This window comes from Methylophilaceae bacterium (assembly GCA_018398995.1).
Classification (GTDB): Bacteria; Pseudomonadota; Gammaproteobacteria; order Burkholderiales; family Methylophilaceae.
Genome location: CP073759.1, coordinates 1,935,509 through 1,951,798, shown reverse-complemented (window position 1 = coordinate 1,951,798; position 16,290 = coordinate 1,935,509). Strand labels below are relative to the sequence as shown.

The following is a 16,290-nucleotide window of genomic DNA, read 5'->3' as shown; positions in this document are numbered from 1 at the left end:
TAACTGACATATTAATTAATCATCAAAGTTGACCACTAAAAATAGTGGATAACTCCGGCGCACAATAACGTCAAAACGATGATTAACCATCAGAAATTCTGAGCGTCAATGTCACGCAAATAGCACAAAATAGTAAGCCCTGCTCAATCCTATCAATTCCTTATCGATGACACATTTGGTGCATCATCCTCTTCTTCAGAGCTTTAATCTCGCCTAACAATCTGCCTGCTAAGCGCGGGAGTATTCAATGAAACGCATGTTATTTAATGCAACACAGTCGGAAGAACTACGTGTTGCGATTGTTGACGGACAAAAGCTCATCGATTTAGATATTGAGCACGCAGGTAAAGAGCAACGTAAAAGCAATATCTACAAAGGGGTTATCACCCGTATAGAGCCCTCACTAGAAGCGGCTTTTGTCGATTATGGCACCGATCGGCATGGCTTCTTACCATTTAAAGAAATCTCGCGGTCTTACTTTAATAATAAAGCTGAAGGCGGAAAAATCCGCATTCAAGATGTGATTAAAGAAGGACAAGAAATTATTGTTCAAGTGGACAAAGATGAGCGCGGCACTAAAGGTGCTGCATTAACCAGTTACATCTCTTTGGCGGGACGTTATTTGGTGTTAATGCCCAATAATCCCCGTGGCGGCGGTGTTTCAAGGCGTGTTGAAGGCGAAGAACGCAATGAATTGCGTGACACCATGGCAGCGCTAGAAATGCCTAAAGGTATGAGTATCATTGCCCGTACGGCCGGCATTGGCCGCACGGCAGAAGAGTTACAGTGGGATCTAAACTACTTATTACAATTATGGACAGCTATTGAAGACGCCTCTACCATTCAAAAAGGTGCCTTCTTAATTTATCAAGAAGGTAGTTTGGTTATTCGTGCCATTCGTGATTACTTCAGCGCAGACATTGGTGAAATCTTAATTGACACCGCTGAAGTACATGAACAAGCAGTTCAATTTATGAACCATGTCATGCCCGCTAACGTAGCTCGTGTTAAGTTATATGAGGATGAAACACCCCTCTTCTCTCGTTTCCAAATTGAACATCAGATTGAGACAGCACACTCGCGTGAAGTGCGCTTGCCATCAGGTGGCGCCATTGTTATCGACCACACCGAAGCTTTAGTTTCAGTCGACGTAAACTCTGGTCGCTCAATTAAAGGTGCCGATATTGAACAAACTGCGTTCAATACCAACCTTGAAGCCGCTGAAGAAGTTGCACGTCAATTGCGACTACGTGACCTTGGTGGGTTAGTGGTTATTGATTTTATTGACATGGAAAGCCAACGCAATCAACGTGAAGTAGAAAATGTATTGCGCGAAGCGCTGCATCCTGATCGTGCTCGCGTGCAAATGGGTAAAATTTCACGGTTTGGTTTATTAGAGCTTTCACGCCAGCGCTTGCGCACTAGTTTAGGTGAAGCGAATCATGCCGCCTGTCCACGCTGCCATGGCACTGGTCATATTCGCGGTATCGAATCAACTGCGCTACACATCTTGCGCATTACGCAAGAAGAAGCCATGAAAGATAATAGCGCAATTATTCAAGTACAACTGCCAGTTGATGCAGCGACTTTCTTGCTCAATGAAAAGCGGGCTGAGATTCATAGCATTGAAGAGCTCATGGGGGTAGAAGTTATTCTGATCCCTAATATTCATATGGAAACGCCCAATTATAGTGTAGTAAGAATTAAACAAGATGATGTCAAAGAAGACGCAGCTCCAAGCTATAACTTAGTAGAAATTCCAGCAGAAAATGATTATGTACGTAGTTTATCTGCCGAGTCTAAGCCCGTTGCTGCAGAAGCGCTTGTTAAAGGGGTAACCGCCTCAACTCCTGCGCCAGTTGCAATGGCTGCAATTGAAACAAAAACATCACTATTAGGACGCATAAAAAAATGGTTTAGTGGTGATGGCGAGGTTAAACCTGCTGAACAAACGCCTGAAGAAAAAGTAAACTACAACCGCGAACGCAACCGTAATCGTAACCGTAATCGCAACAAAAACCGTAATGGTCGTGACCGTAATGAGGCAACACAACCACAACCACTAAATCAAGCAAAACAAGACCGCAGTCCTAAGACACAAACGCCAGTAGAAGTAAATGTTGCACAAAAGGCGGAGATTGCTGAAACCAATATAGCCAACCAACCTGATAAACCAAATAATCAGCAACGTCAAGAGCGTGGTGGTCGACGCAATCGTAACAGAAGAGACCGTAGACCGCGTGAAGAAGCAGAAAACACTGCGTTAGCCGCTAACATTGCGTCAGCAACGCCAACGGCGCCAACAACAGGCGAAGTGATGAAGCCTACGCAAACAACGTCAGTTGTTAAAGATGAAGCGACACCAGTGAAGGTGGTTGATTCGCAGGCTGAGCAAGCAAGAGAAAGTGTGGCAAAACCGCTTGAAGCAAAAGCAACTAGTGCAAAATCTACTACAGATAGTGCACCTGCTGTGAGTGATGAAGCGACGCCGAAAAAACCTGCAGTAAAACGACGCAGAACGACTAAAGCAAAACAGGAATCACAGCCAAATTCAGCTGATACACATGTTCAAAAAGAAAATGATGTGGCCCATACAGTGAAAGTTGAAGCTACTGAGAATGACGTCAAAGCAGCGCCAGCCAAGGCCAAAAAAGCCAGCACTCCGCGCAAAACAAAAGCAACCAAGTCAGCCAATTTAGCTGACAGCGGCTTGCAATTAGTGGAAACAAAAAGTGCGCCTAAAAAGGAGCAGGCAGCAGCAACTGAAACAAAACCAAAAGCACCTCGTAAGACAGCTAGCTGGAAAAAAGAGACCATGGCTGACAAAACAGAAGCGCCTTTAGTCATGGTAGAAACACAGAAATAAAAGTGCTTTACCACACAGTAAAAAGCCCGACATGTGTCGGGCTTTTTTCATGCTGACGAACTTAACTTTTTAATGCATGAAACAACCAAAATCCTAACGCAGTCATGACCAAAGAGCCCACTACGTGACTTAAGATATGGGATGAAGCCAAAACGTATTGTTGCTTATGTAACAATCCAAATGCCTCTGCGGAAAAAGTAGAAAACGTAGTTAATCCGCCTAAAGCGCCTGTCATCACAAACAGTCTTAATTCATTGTTAGATGGTGTTGCAATAAAAAAAGCCATTGCCAAGCCCATTAAAAAGCCACCAATCAAATTGGCAGTTAATGTGCCGAATGGAAATACACTATTATTGAATACTAGCCCTAACCCCCATCTTGACCACGCGCCGATAACAGCACCCAATGCCACTGCAACAAACTGTCCAAACAACATACGATTCCTTCATTTAGAAATTAACCATTACCTACTATAATAACAACCAATATAACATCTTTCACAAAATCCCATAAGAGAGTAAATGTGCACGTTTTATTTGTAACATCAGAAGCATTTCCATTAATCAAAACAGGTGGTTTAGCTGATGTCAGCGGTGCCCTACCTAAAGCCATTCAGCAAACATCGAAATTAAATGGTGATATTAAAATATTACTGCCAGCTTATCGAGGCGTCATTTCTAAATTAACCAACATTAAAGAAATCACTTCCTTACATGTACTAAAACAATCTTGCACGCTGTTATCTGGCTATATGCCAGATAGCGATGTAGAAGTAATTGTTATTAAAAACGATGCTTTATATGACCGTGCTGGTGGACCTTACACTGACGACGTAGGCACTGACTGGGCTGATAATGCCCTACGCTTTGGTGTGTTATCTAGAGTGGCTAGTCTACTATGCAAACAAGGCTCACCACTCAATTGGCAACCTGACCTTGTGCATTGCAATGACTGGCAAACAGGGTTGACGCCTGCATACATGAAGCTGATCGATCACGTTTCAGCCAAATCAATCTTCAGTATTCATAACATGGCTTATCAAGGTAATTTTGATCGCAGTGCATTGAACGATTTAGCACTGCCGCCAGCTCATTTTAATATCAATGGCTTCGAATTTTATGATCAAGTGTCATTTATGAAAGCAGGTCTTTATTATGCTGATCAACTTAGCACTGTTAGCCCTACTTATGCCAAAGAAATTCAAACTGATGATTATGGTTTTGGATTACAGGGTTTACTGTCGGCTAGGGCAAGTCAGTTAACGGGCATTTTAAATGGTATTGATACGCAAGATTGGAATCCAGAAACTGATAAGCACATAATTAAGCCTTATTCTCATCGCAACATGAGTGGAAAAAAGTGGGTTAAAAAAGATTTGCAAAAAAAGCTGGGGCTTAATATTAAGTCTGAGGCGCCATTAATTGGTATTGTGAGTCGATTTGCCTATCAGAAAGGCTTAGACTTACTGCCGCCCATTATGCCTCAGCTAGTTGCAGAAGGCTGCCAAATAGCTATTTTAGGGAGCGGTGAAAAGGAGTTGGAACACGCATTCATCGGACTGCACCAGCAATTTCCGCATAGTGTGAGTGTAACAATTGGCTATAACGAACCCATATCGCATACGATTATGGCGGGAGCTGATCTGTTTGTCATGCCATCCCGTTTTGAACCTTGCGGATTAAATCAATTATATGGGTTAGCCTACGGCACACCACCCATTGTTTCAGCAACAGGTGGGTTAGCTGATTCGGTTTGTGACACAACCCCGAGTAGCATTAAAAATGGCACTGCAACTGGTTTTGTGCTCAACAATGTCACCCATGCATCATTATTGGGCACTATTCAACAAGCAATCGCGTATTGGCAAGATAAAAAGAGATGGAAAAAGATTCAGAAGAACGGTATGCAAATGGACGTCAGCTGGTCATCTAGCGCCAATTTATACCTAGAATTATACAAAAAGACGCTATCACGATAATAAAAAGGAGACTTGGCACATTGTATGCTTATTATTAATTAGCTTCTCCAAAGCTAAATCTCCTCCCTTGAGGCGTCATTTTTATATAAATGCCGCCTCATTTTTTATCCAACACTTTTATTTGACAATAAAATGTTCACGATAATACTTAAGTTCATCGATTGATTCATAAACATCTGCAAGCGCTTCATGCTTAGATGATTTTTTAAAGCCCGCATAAATTTCAGGCTTCCAGCGTCTAGCGAGTTCTTTAAAGACACTTACATCTAAATTACGGTAATGAAAAAAAGCTTCAAGCTCTGGCATATAGCGCGCCATAAAACGTCGATCCTGACAAATAGAATTGCCACACATTGGTGACTTACCTGCTGGTACATATTGCGCAAGAAACGTCATCATTTGCTTAGCGGCCGCCTCTTCATCTGTGGTGGATGCTTTTACTTTATCAATTAAACCACTACGCCCATGCGTGCCAGTATTCCATGCATCCATGGCATCTAATACGGCATCTGATTGATGCACTACAATCACTGGAGATTCACCAAGTACATTAAGCTCTGCATCAGTTACAACTGCGGCCAACTCAATAATACGGTCAGAGTCGGGTAATAAACCGGTCATTTCCATATCCAACCAAATTAAATTGTCCTTATTCATCAGATTACGTTCTGCTTCCATCATGATTTCCATTAAAATAGTAAAAAATTGTGTTGTACTAGAACCATCAACACATAAATGCTTCAAAATACAGTAATTAACATCATATCAGCTTAACAACAGAGTTTAAAAACATGGCACATACACTTACATTTATTTTTATTGGTTTACTCGCTTTCAGCACAATCATTCGTTTTTGGTTAGGTAAGCGACAAATAAATCACGTACAAGCGCATCGCAATCAAGTGCCTAATGCATTTACGCAAAATATAACGCTTGATGCACATCAAAAAGCAGCAGATTATTCTAGCGCCAAAACAAGCTTAGGCTTACGTGAAGTGGTCGCACAAGCGTTACTACTTCTTATATTGACAATTGGTGGTGGCTTACAGTGGATCGATACATTCTGGACAGCAATTATACCAAATCATGAAATAGTCAGAGGTGCGCTTGTCATTTGCAGTGCATTATTGATTAGCAGTTTGGTTGATTTGCCTTTTGACTATTACAAAACGTTTGTGGTGGATGAGCGTTTTGGCTTTAACAAAATGACACGCCAAATGTTCTTCGCAGATTTGATTAAACATAGCATTGTTGGCTTATTGCTTGGCGCCCCACTCTTATTTGCAGCGCTATGGTTAATGCAAAGCGCTGGCGAATATTGGTGGTTCTATTTGTGGGTAGTTTGGACCATATTTAACATCTTGATGTTAGCGGTTTATCCTACTTTTATCGCCCCATTATTCAATAAATTTACGCCGCTAGCCGATGAGCGTCTTAAATCAAGAATCGAATTATTATTAGCTAAATGTGGTTTTAAATCACAAGGCTTGTTTGTTATGGATGGCTCAACAAGAAGTAGTCATGGTAACGCCTACTTTACTGGCTTTGGTAGCAGTAAGCGCGTGGTTTTTTTCGATACGTTGCTTGAACGCTTAAATACAGAAGAGATTGAAGCTGTGCTTGCGCATGAGCTAGGTCATTTTAAACATCACCATGTCATTAAACGTATTGCGTTGATTTTTTTCGTGAGTTTCTTGGGTCTGGCTTTATTAGGCTGGCTAATTGATCAATCTTGGTTCTTTCAAGGTTTAGGCGTAACAACAGAGAGTACCTACATGGCATTGTTATTATTTATGCTTGTTTCACCGGTGTTTTTATTCATTATTCGTCCGTTTATGGCAAGTTATTCAAGAAAAAATGAATTTGAAGCTGATGATTACGCTGCCAAAAATGCGAGCGCAAAACACTTAGTAGAAGCATTAGTAAAACTTTATCGTGATAATGCCTCAACTTTAACACCTGATCCTTTGCATTCTGCTTTTTATGACTCACATCCATCTGCTAGCATACGTATTTCTAAATTAACAGCGTATACGAGCTAAAATATAGCGCTAATGACCATCACCAAAATAACAACAAATGAATAAACTGATATTTTTGATGGCTTGTACAATCAGTTTTCATGCTAGTGCAAATGACTTATTTGCACTAGCGGATGTAAAAGCTGGAAAAGTACTAGTCGAGCAACACTGTATCAGTTGCCATGTCTCTAGCTATGGCGGTGACGGTTCAGAAATCTACACCCGTGCTTTTCGTAAGGTAGCTTCAAAGAAAGCACTTGTTACTCAGGTGCGTGCTTGCAATACCAATTTAGATCTAAAGTGGTTTGAAGAAGATGAATTGAATGCTGCAGCCTACTTGAATCAGCAGTATTACCACTTTGAATAATCACGCTACTTTGCAAGGTTTGGTTGTCGCCTCTTATGGCAAACGCTATACAGTCGAACTAAATGATAAATCAAAAATCAGTTGTGTAACACGCGGAAAAAAAACAGATCTTGCTTGCGGCGATATTGTGAATATCAAATTAACCGATAAACGCGAAGGCGTAGTTGAGTCCAGTGAACCTCGCGTGAGTCTTTTGTATCGTAGCAATGCCTATAAAAGCAAAATTCTTGCCTCGAATGTCTCCCAAATCGTGATTGTGTTGGCCACACAACCAAGCTTTTATGAGGCACTGTTGAATCGCTGTTTAACAGCTGCAGAAGCCGCTGATATCAAGCCACTCATTGTATTAAATAAGTGTGACTTAGCTGAAGCAAACGATGCAAAAAACAAATTGAAAGTATATGAAGATTTAGGCTATCAAATTATTCATTTATCAGCAAAAGAAGATGTTGCACCACTGCTTCCTTATTTAAAGCAGCAACGAAGTGTATTAGTTGGACAATCTGGCATGGGGAAATCAACCATTATTAATGCATTACTGCCCAATGCACATATACGTACTCAAGAAATTAGTAACAGTCTAGACAGCGGCAAGCACACAACGACTGCAACCCATTTATACTATCTGGATGACAATAGCACATTAATTGATTCGCCCGGATTGCAAGAATTTGGGCTTAATCATTTAACGCAGGAAGATTTAGAACGCTCTTTCATTGAGTTTAAACCTTACTTAGGGCATTGTCGTTTTAATGATTGCAAACATCAAGTTGAACCAGATTGTGCCGTAAATAAAGCTGTTGAAGAAGGTAAAATCAACCCAGTGAGGATGGCTTTTTATAGGGAGCTGTCGCAAGCGCTTTTATTGAATTAAATCGTCTTATTTTTTGGGAGATATGTGACTAAAACTGCATTTATTTCGCACCCAGATACTTTATTGCATGTGATGGACGGCCATCATCCCGAATCGCCTGCTCGCGTTTCTGCAATTAAAAATGCGATTCTGGCATCAGATTTAGCAGATAAACTATATTTTTATGATGCGCCCAAAGCATCTAAAGAAGCGGTTTTAAACGCACATGATGTCGCTTACGTTGATTATATTTTTAATATTGCACCGAAGGCAGGTTTAGTCCAGCTTGATAGAGATACCGCAATGGGGCCTATGAGTTTGGAAGCTGTGCTCCATGCCAGCGGCGCTGTGATGCACGCAGTCGATTTAATCATGCAAAAAGAAGTTGACAATGCCTTTTGTTGCATTCGTCCACCAGGCCATCATGCAGGACGTGCAAATAGTGGTGGCTTTTGCATTTTCAATCATGTTGCAATCGGAGTCAGTTATGCGCTCAATAAATATCCACTAAAAAAAGCTGCTATTATTGATTTTGATGTTCACCATGGCGATGGTACAGAAGACATTTTCAGAAACAATCCGAATGTCATGCTTTGCTCTACGTTCCAGCATCCTTTTTATCCTCATCGCGGCGCTGATACAAATAGTCCTCATATAATCAATGCACCGTTGCCTGCAAAAAGTGATGGCAAAGCTTTTAGAAAAGTATTTGAAGAAAAGTTCAGACCTGCTTTGATGCAATTTAAACCTGACATTATCTTTATCTCTGCTGGTTTTGATGCACACATTAATGACCCATTAGCAGATCTTTCACTAACGAAAGAAGATTATGCATGGATAACAAACTTCATCAAACAAATTGTAAAGCATTGTCATCACGGCCGCATTGTATCTTCTTTGGAGGGCGGATATCATTTACCCTCGTTAGCTGAATGTGCTTGTGCACATATAACAATCTTGAATAGTCGTTATGAGTGATATCACACACGAAAAAATAGCCGCTCATCAAGTAGCACTCGGTATGTTTATTACCGAGCTAGACAAGCCTTGGATAGAGTCTGACTTTATGCTGCAAGGATTTGTTTTAGATAAACAAGCTGATTTAGATAAAATAATGACCACTTGCACTTATGTCTATATTGATAGAACGAAATCAACTGGTGACCAATTTGTAGGGATCAAGCAAATAAAAACTGACATACGAAGACATTCATCCATTCGGCTCAAAGCCCCAGTGCCGCTTGATAGCAAAAAAAACCCAGCGCTAAGCAAAGCAAGCCGTGGTGAAAAAGTATCTTTTATGGACATCTTACGTGAAGTAAGGTCTTATCAAGCACCAACATTTAATGACTCAGCAAGCACGCTCGACGAGCAAACAACCTTGAGCAAGCTAAAAATTAGTACGCCTTCACCAAATGCCAACCTCAATCATTCACCTGCTACAGATATACATGCTGCATCAAACACCCAGCAACAAGACAGTGGCTTTATTAGTCAACTTAGCCAATTTGCGCTTAGGTTTTTAAGTAAAAAGCATAACAGTCGAGGTGGAACAGATGAAATGCAAAAGAGAACTGCTCGTCAATTGCGTAATAAAGTAAGCATTATTGAGGAATTAGCGCCGCCCGTTGAAGAGGAAATGGCATATATTTATCCTGTATTTGAACAATCGATGGTGGTGACAAGGGATATATTTGATGCCATTGCTACTGGTAAACAAATTGATATTACTAGTGTTGGCGATGTATTAGATAGCATGGTTGAAAGTATCGGTAGGACACCCGATGCATTGTTATGGCTGGCAAAACTGAAAAAAGCTGACGGCCATTCCTATCAGTTAGCACTTCACGTTTCGGTCACTTTAATGGCATTTAATAGCTTTTTGGCTCTGCCAAAAGAGCAAGTAAAGCTAGCAGGCTTTGCGGCGCTATTGCAAGACATAGGCAAAGTCAACATCTCACCAGAAGTGTTATTAAAAAAAGGGAAGCTAACCCCTGAAGAGTACGCCTATGCCCAAACGCATGTGAATGAAAGTTTAGCCATTTTAAGACAAACACCAAACATTCCACCAGGCGTTCTTCAGCTGGTTGCAGAACATCATGAACGTTTTAATGGAAGTGGCTATCCTGCAAAACTTAAAGGCAACGAATTAAGTTTATTGTCTCAATCAACAGGGCTGATTGATACCTATTGTGCAATGACCAACCATAGAAGTTACGCGGAGCCTGCTTACCATCAGCAGGCGCTGGATGAAATACACTCACTGAGTGGCAAGCAATTTTCAAGCGAAATTATTAACCAACTCATTCAATTTATGGGCATTTATCCTGTGAGTTCTTTGGTTGAGCTTAATACCGGAGAAGTTGCAGTTGTTATTCAACAAAACCAAGTGAGAAGACTGATGCCACGTGTTATGTTACTGCTTGATCACAAAAAAGAACGTTATCAGAATCCTATTGTGCTAGATTTGATTTACCAGCCAACCGCACCCAACGGAGAAGTCTATCGTATTAGCAAAGGCATTCCTGCTGATAGCTACGGCCTTAACCCTAATGAATTTTACGTTTAATTGAAGAACAATCATGCATGGGCCAACTAGAAACACGGGTGAAATAGAAGTCACATTCAGCACGTCAGCATTGTTAGAAAAGCTTGAGCAACATCGAATAAACCAACAATTTGTCTTTACTAGACTATCTGTTGATCAAGCCGCTTTGGTCGCGCTAGAAAAAGCATATCAAGATAATGTTTATTTATTAGACTTGATACAAACACTTAAAAACTGGTCTTCAGATGGCACTGCATTGCTATTGACTAATAATCTTAACCAACTCGTTTATCGATGGCTGAATGCATTTAATCATGATGTGCAAATCGATCAAATTTTAAGTATTTTAAAATGCTTTACTTTAAAAAGCCTGGCTCGATTATCAAAAACAACCCAATTTCACTTATTCATTCATCATTTATTTATTGAGTCGCTCAACCAATATCATTTAATCGCCTTTGACTATGCAGTTAATTATGATGAAAACACCCAGCTACCACATTCCCATCAACTAAGATCACAACTTAATTTGCTTTCTACTCAACAAGCTGACACAACCGCTCTACTGTCATTGCAGTTTCAAATAGATACCAATGCTTTTTTATTACCTAAATCAACTGCTCAAGATTTAAATAAACAATTGGTACAGATTCTCGAAAAAAATAAAGGGGCTTCCCATCAGTTATTTTTTAATGGTGACTATAAATTTGATCTGTTGCTAGTGAAGATTCAAAACTTAACGCAAATTAACTTGCTTATTGCGAAGCTATTTAGAGCTTTTGAAGATGTTGTATTTATTAATCAGCAATCAATTCTGGTAAAGCCTTTTATTGGCTATTCCTATACGAATAACAGTGATTTAAATGCAGTCGACCTTATCCAACACACAAAGCTAGCACTCGAACATGCCATTAATACTCGAACACCTTTCTGCGCATATAGTGAAGCTATAGAAAAATTAATGCATGAAAAATTAACGATAGAATCGAAAGTGTTAGAAGCGTTTGATAGCAATAACCTTACCTTAAACTTGCAACCAATTGTAGATTTAAAAAATGCAAAATGTGTGGGTGCAGAGCTTCTGTTGCGCGGATTTGACCGGTCTGGAACCTCAATCCCACCAAATATCATCATTGAAGTATTAAATAATGCTGGCAAAGGGCAACTGTTTACACGCTGGTTAATTAACTCTGCTTGCCGTTATCAACATGAGCTGCAGACCAATTATGATCTTGATATTTATCTAGCGGTTAATTTGCGTGCCGAGGATCTATATGACACCGAACTACCTGCGCTATTTTCTAACGCTTTATCAATTTGGTCACTTGATCCAAAAAGTATTATTTTAGAAATTAATGAGCAAGGTATTTTAGAAGAAAATGACCAAACATCTACTGTCATCAATGCCCTATCAATGTTGGGCTTTAAGTTTGCATTAGATGATTTTGGAACCGGACTCTCTTCACTGGCCAGATTGCGAGCGCTACCCATTGATTTACTGAAAATAGATCAATCGTTTGTTAAGCATATTGCTATCTCACAAGAAGATTATGAGATCGTACAATCCATTGCTATGCTCGCTAAGAGTCTCAATCTAGAAGTGATTGCAGAAGGTGTGGAAAACCAGGCTTGTTTAGAACTCCTTAAACAACTGGATGTTGATAAGGTTCAAGGCTTTTTTTACGCCAAAGCACTGCCTTATGAAACATTTATTGAGTGGGCAAAAGCGCGCTGTTGAGATGTTATAATCCTATTTTGACAGCTTTTTTGAGTATCTCAATCAACCATGGAAATCACTACACGCTTAGAATTTGATGCTGGCCATCGCATTCCCAACCATAAGAGTCAATGCCGAAATTTGCATGGACATCGCTATGTGATTGAAATCACCCTTAGTGGTGACATTATTCAAAATGAAAAAACGTCAGAGGATGGCATGGTGATGGACTTCTCTGATGTGAAGCGAATCGCGCGAGAAAGTGTTGTTGATGTTTGGGACCACGCATTTTTAGTGTATCGAAATGACCGCGTGATACTCGATTTTTTAAATACACTGCCTCATCATAAAACCGTTATTTTTGAAACAGTCCCAACTGCAGAAAACATGGCTGCTGAAGCATTCAGAATATTAAAAGGTCAATATCAAGACATTTACGGCAACCACTTAATATTAAAGCGTGTAAGACTGTATGAAACGCCAAATAGTTGGGCCGATGCTATTGCTTGAGTGACAAGCGCTCCATCACCTGTTGCAACCCCGCTTGCCAAGGCGGCAATGTAATGCCAAAACGCTGTTGTAACAGAGTATTATCTAAACAAGAGTTTGCAGGCCTTGAGGCCGGCGTTGGATACGCAGCGGTAGTAATGGGGTTAATTGCTTTAACCTTTAACATAGGCCTTTGATGCATTTCGGTATACTGCCGCACAATTTCGCTAGCAAACCCATGCCAAGACGTATTGCCACTGTTGGTTAAATGGTAAACGCCACTTTGTTTACAGTCCCAACATGTTAATAGTTCTACAATAGCTGATGCAATATTCATACTCGATGTTGGCGCACCGTTTTGATCTGCAACAATATTGAGCTGCTCTCTTTCACTAGCTAAGCGCAGGATTGTATTGAGAAAGTTTTTGCCGTAATCACCATACACCCAACTCGTACGTAAAATAAGGTGTGGTCCACCAACTGCTTGTAATGCCTTTTCTCCAGCCAATTTACTTTTACCATAAATACTTTGTGGATTAACATCGTCTGTTTCAACATAAGGTGCTTGTTTACAGCCATCATATACATAATCTGTAGAGAAATGCATGACTGCACAACCAAGCGCTAAAGCTTCCTCTGCAATGACTTGCGGCGCTATTGCATTAACCGCATAGGCCAAATCAGCTTCAGACTCTGCTTTATCAACAGCTGTATAAGCTGCTGGATTAATAATTAAATCAGGCTTGATGTCGCGAATAACTTGTCTAATCGCATCAGTATTGCTTAAGTCTAAGGCATGACGATCCAGACCAACCACCTCGTAGTCAGATAACTGAGGTAACAACGCATGACCAACTTGGCCGTTAATGCCCGTTAATAAAATTTTGTACGGTTTCATTATTATTTTTAAATAGGCACTTATTTAAATTTAGGTGCAAGAGAAAATTCTAAGCCCACGCTATCTTTTCCAGAGAGCGATGGCATACCATCCAAAGGCCAATCAATTGCAATTTGAGGGTCATTCCAACAAAGACTAATTTCATGTTCTGGCGAATAAAAGTCCGTTGTTTTGTATAAAAATTCTGCTGTATCTGACAAGACTAAAAAGCCATGGGCAAAACCTGCGGGCACCCATAACATACGCTTATTGACGGCTGAGAGTCGTTCGCCAACCCACTGTCCAAAAGTTGCAGATGATTGCCGCAAATCAACTGCCACATCAAACACCTCGCCTTGAGTGACACGCACCAATTTGCCTTGTGTATGCTGCGTTTGATAATGTAAACCGCGTAATACATTTTTAGCTGATTTCGAGTGATTATCTTGTACAAAATCAACCTGCAATCCAGTCGCTTGCGTAAATGCCTTAGCATTAAAGCTTTCATAAAAAAAACCGCGTTCATCACCAAACACTGTAGGCTCAAATAGCATAACATCGGGAATGGTTGTTTTAATTGTCTGCATTTAAAACACCCGCTCTTCTAGCATCTGCAGTAAATACTGTCCATAGCCATTTTTGGCATATTTATTTGCTAATACTTTAACTTGTGCTTCGTCAATAAAACGCATACGGTAGGCAATTTCTTCAGGGCATGCTACTTTTAAACCCTGACGCTTTTCTATGGTCTGAATAAAGCTACCTGCCTCGAGTAATGAATCATGTGTCCCTGTATCCAGCCATGCCATTCCCCTGCCCATTACCTCTACATTTAAATTACCCATTTCTAGATATAGGCGGTTCAAATCGGTAATTTCCAATTCGCCACGAGCCGAGGGCTTCAGGTTTTTAGCCATCTCCACAACAGCGTTATCGTAAAAATAAAGCCCTGTTACCGCATAACGTGATTTCGGTTTAACCGGCTTCTCTTCTAAGCTAATAGCGGCACCATGATCGTCAAATTCAACAACACCATAGCGTTCAGGATCATGCACGGGATATGCAAACACAGTCGCACCACTGCTACGTTGCGCTGCCTTTTGTGTCATTTGCGCCAGTTCGTGGCCATAAAAAATATTATCCCCCAACACCAAAGCGCATGAATCATCGCCAATAAAACGTTCGCCCAAGATAAATGCTTGTGCCAATCCATCGGGAGAAGGTTGTACGGTATAACTAATGTGCATCCCCCATTGGCTGCCATCACCTAAAAGACTTTCAAACCTTGGGGTATCTTGAGGCGTGGAAATAACCAGCACATCGCGAATACCGCCTAGCATTAATGCGGATAATGGGTAATAAATCATGGGCTTATCATATACGGGCAATAGTTGTTTAGACACTACTTCCGTAACTGGATATAGACGCGTACCTGAGCCACCAGCTAGAATAATACCTTTGGTTGCCATTAAACTTTCTCCCTAGCTTGATAGTTATCACCTATCCATTTTTTATATGCTCCGCTCGTCACATGATCGACCCAAGTTTGGTTATTTAAATACCAATCGACCGTTTTACGGATGCCTGTTGCAAACGTTTCTGCTGGTTTCCAACCTAGCTCGCGCTCTATTTTGGTTGCATCGATGGCGTAACGTTGATCATGGCCAGGCCTATCTTGCACATAAATCATTTGATCTCGATAACTACCAGACACTTTTGGTTGTGCTTGATCAAGGATGTCGCATAAAGTATGGACCACTTCCAAATTAGTCATCTCATTCCAACCGCCAATATTATAGGTTTCCCCTACTTTTCCAGCCTCAAGCACTCGACGAATCGCACTACAATGGTCTTCAACATATAACCAATCGCGCACATGGCTGCCATTGCCATAAATCGGCAAATCCTTGCCATTTAATGCATTGTGAATCATTAAAGGGATAAGTTTTTCTGGGAAATGATACGGCCCGTAATTGTTAGAGCAGTTGGTGGTTAACATTGGCATGCCATACGTATGATGATAGGCACGCACTAGGTGATCAGAAGCTGCTTTTGATGCTGAATAAGGACTATTGGGTTCGTATGGATTGGTTTCTGTAAAGGCAGGCGCATCAGCCGCTAATGAGCCGTAGACTTCATCAGTCGATACGTGTAAAAATCTAAAATTGTTTTTATCGCTTTCGTTTAGCGCACCCCAATAAGAGCGCACTTCTTCTAACAAATGAAACGTACCCACAATATTGGTTTGTATAAACTCACCTGGTGCATGAATTGAGCGGTCTACATGACTTTCTGCAGCGAAATTAAGCACTGCTTTTGGTTGGTATTGTTTCAATAACGCTGCAACAAGCTGTCGATCTCCTATATCAGCTTGTACAAAAACATGGTTTTCATCCTGGTTAATTTCTGCCAGATTCTCTAGATTGCCAGCGTAAGTTAATTTATCTAAATTGATTACTTTACCTAAACCAAGTTTAACCCAAGCATTGACAAAATTACTGCCAATAAAGCCTGCTCCGCCAGTTACTACGATACAATTATTCACTTTTTTACTCACTTTTACGTCTTAACATT

15 protein-coding genes are annotated in these 16,290 nt (G+C 40.6%); 9 read left to right on the top strand and 6 right to left on the bottom strand.

The window, feature by feature from the left end; genetic code table 11:
• The first annotated feature begins 247 nt into the window (after window positions 1–247).
• Window positions 248–2,866, top strand: a complete 2,619-nt coding sequence (locus KFB94_09785) for an Rne/Rng family ribonuclease (GenBank protein QVL45492.1) — start codon at window positions 248–250, stop codon at window positions 2,864–2,866.
• A 61-nt stretch (window positions 2,867–2,927) separates the two neighbouring features.
• On the opposite strand, the gene crcB is transcribed toward KFB94_09785, so the two are convergent.
• On the bottom strand, window positions 2,928–3,302 hold the full coding sequence (gene crcB / locus KFB94_09780; GenBank protein QVL45491.1) for a fluoride efflux transporter CrcB: 375 nt from the start codon (window positions 3,300–3,302) through the stop codon (window positions 2,928–2,930).
• A gap of 87 nt (window positions 3,303–3,389) precedes the next feature.
• On the opposite strand from crcB, the gene glgA reads away from it, so the two are divergent.
• Complete coding sequence (gene glgA, locus KFB94_09775) at window positions 3,390–4,844, top strand: glycogen synthase GlgA (protein ID QVL45490.1); 1,455 nt, start codon at window positions 3,390–3,392, stop codon at window positions 4,842–4,844.
• A gap of 117 nt (window positions 4,845–4,961) precedes the next feature.
• Here the strand turns inward: glgA and orn are convergent, their stop codons facing one another.
• A complete protein-coding gene (orn, locus tag KFB94_09770) occupies window positions 4,962–5,501 on the bottom strand; it encodes an oligoribonuclease (protein ID QVL46666.1) in 540 nt (179 codons plus the stop codon).
• A 134-nt stretch (window positions 5,502–5,635) separates the two neighbouring features.
• Here orn and KFB94_09765 point away from each other — a divergent pair, with 134 nt between their 5' ends.
• From KFB94_09765 to queD, 7 genes are all read left to right on the top strand, one after another.
• The gene (locus KFB94_09765; protein ID QVL45489.1) at window positions 5,636–6,886 is read left to right on the top strand and encodes a M48 family metallopeptidase; all 1,251 of its coding nucleotides are present in this window, start codon (window positions 5,636–5,638) and stop codon (window positions 6,884–6,886) included.
• Window positions 6,887–6,923: 37 nt separating this feature from the next.
• On the top strand, window positions 6,924–7,232 hold the full coding sequence (locus KFB94_09760; GenBank protein QVL45488.1) for a cytochrome c: 309 nt from the start codon (window positions 6,924–6,926) through the stop codon (window positions 7,230–7,232).
• A 10-nt stretch (window positions 7,233–7,242) separates the two neighbouring features.
• A complete protein-coding gene (gene rsgA / locus KFB94_09755; GenBank protein QVL46665.1) occupies window positions 7,243–8,106 on the top strand; it encodes a ribosome small subunit-dependent GTPase A in 864 nt (287 codons plus the stop codon).
• Window positions 8,107–8,178: 72 nt separating this feature from the next.
• Entirely contained in the window at window positions 8,179–9,063 is an 885-nt protein-coding gene (locus KFB94_09750; GenBank protein ID QVL46664.1) for a histone deacetylase family protein, read from the top strand.
• Window positions 9,056–10,654, top strand: a complete 1,599-nt coding sequence (locus KFB94_09745) for a DUF3391 domain-containing protein (protein ID QVL45487.1) — start codon at window positions 9,056–9,058, stop codon at window positions 10,652–10,654. Before KFB94_09750 ends, KFB94_09745 begins: the two co-directional genes overlap by 8 nt.
• Window positions 10,655–10,667: 13 nt before the next feature.
• Window positions 10,668–12,371 carry an EAL domain-containing protein gene (locus KFB94_09740; protein QVL45486.1) on the top strand — a complete coding sequence of 568 codons (1,704 nt, stop codon included), beginning with the start codon at window positions 10,668–10,670 and terminating at the stop codon, window positions 12,369–12,371.
• A 48-nt stretch (window positions 12,372–12,419) separates the two neighbouring features.
• The gene (queD, locus tag KFB94_09735; protein QVL45485.1) at window positions 12,420–12,860 is read left to right on the top strand and encodes a 6-carboxytetrahydropterin synthase QueD; all 441 of its coding nucleotides are present in this window, start codon (window positions 12,420–12,422) and stop codon (window positions 12,858–12,860) included.
• Here the strand turns inward: queD and rfbD are convergent.
• The 4 genes from rfbD to rfbB are packed head-to-tail and all read right to left on the bottom strand — an operon-like array spanning window position 12,850 to window position 16,261.
• Window positions 12,850–13,737: a dTDP-4-dehydrorhamnose reductase gene (rfbD, locus tag KFB94_09730; protein ID QVL45484.1), complete on the bottom strand. Its 888-nt coding sequence runs from the start codon at window positions 13,735–13,737 to the stop codon at window positions 12,850–12,852. The two genes, queD and rfbD, sit on opposite strands and share 11 nt — an antisense overlap.
• A 20-nt stretch (window positions 13,738–13,757) precedes the next feature.
• Complete coding sequence (rfbC, locus tag KFB94_09725) at window positions 13,758–14,303, bottom strand: dTDP-4-dehydrorhamnose 3,5-epimerase (protein ID QVL45483.1); 546 nt, start codon at window positions 14,301–14,303, stop codon at window positions 13,758–13,760.
• The gene (rfbA, locus tag KFB94_09720) at window positions 14,304–15,185 is read right to left on the bottom strand and encodes a glucose-1-phosphate thymidylyltransferase RfbA (protein ID QVL45482.1); all 882 of its coding nucleotides are present in this window, start codon (window positions 15,183–15,185) and stop codon (window positions 14,304–14,306) included.
• Window positions 15,185–16,261, bottom strand: a complete 1,077-nt coding sequence (rfbB, locus tag KFB94_09715; protein ID QVL46663.1) for a dTDP-glucose 4,6-dehydratase — start codon at window positions 16,259–16,261, stop codon at window positions 15,185–15,187. Before rfbB ends, rfbA begins: the two co-directional genes overlap by 1 nt.
• Between the last annotated feature and the right edge of the window lie 29 nt (window positions 16,262–16,290).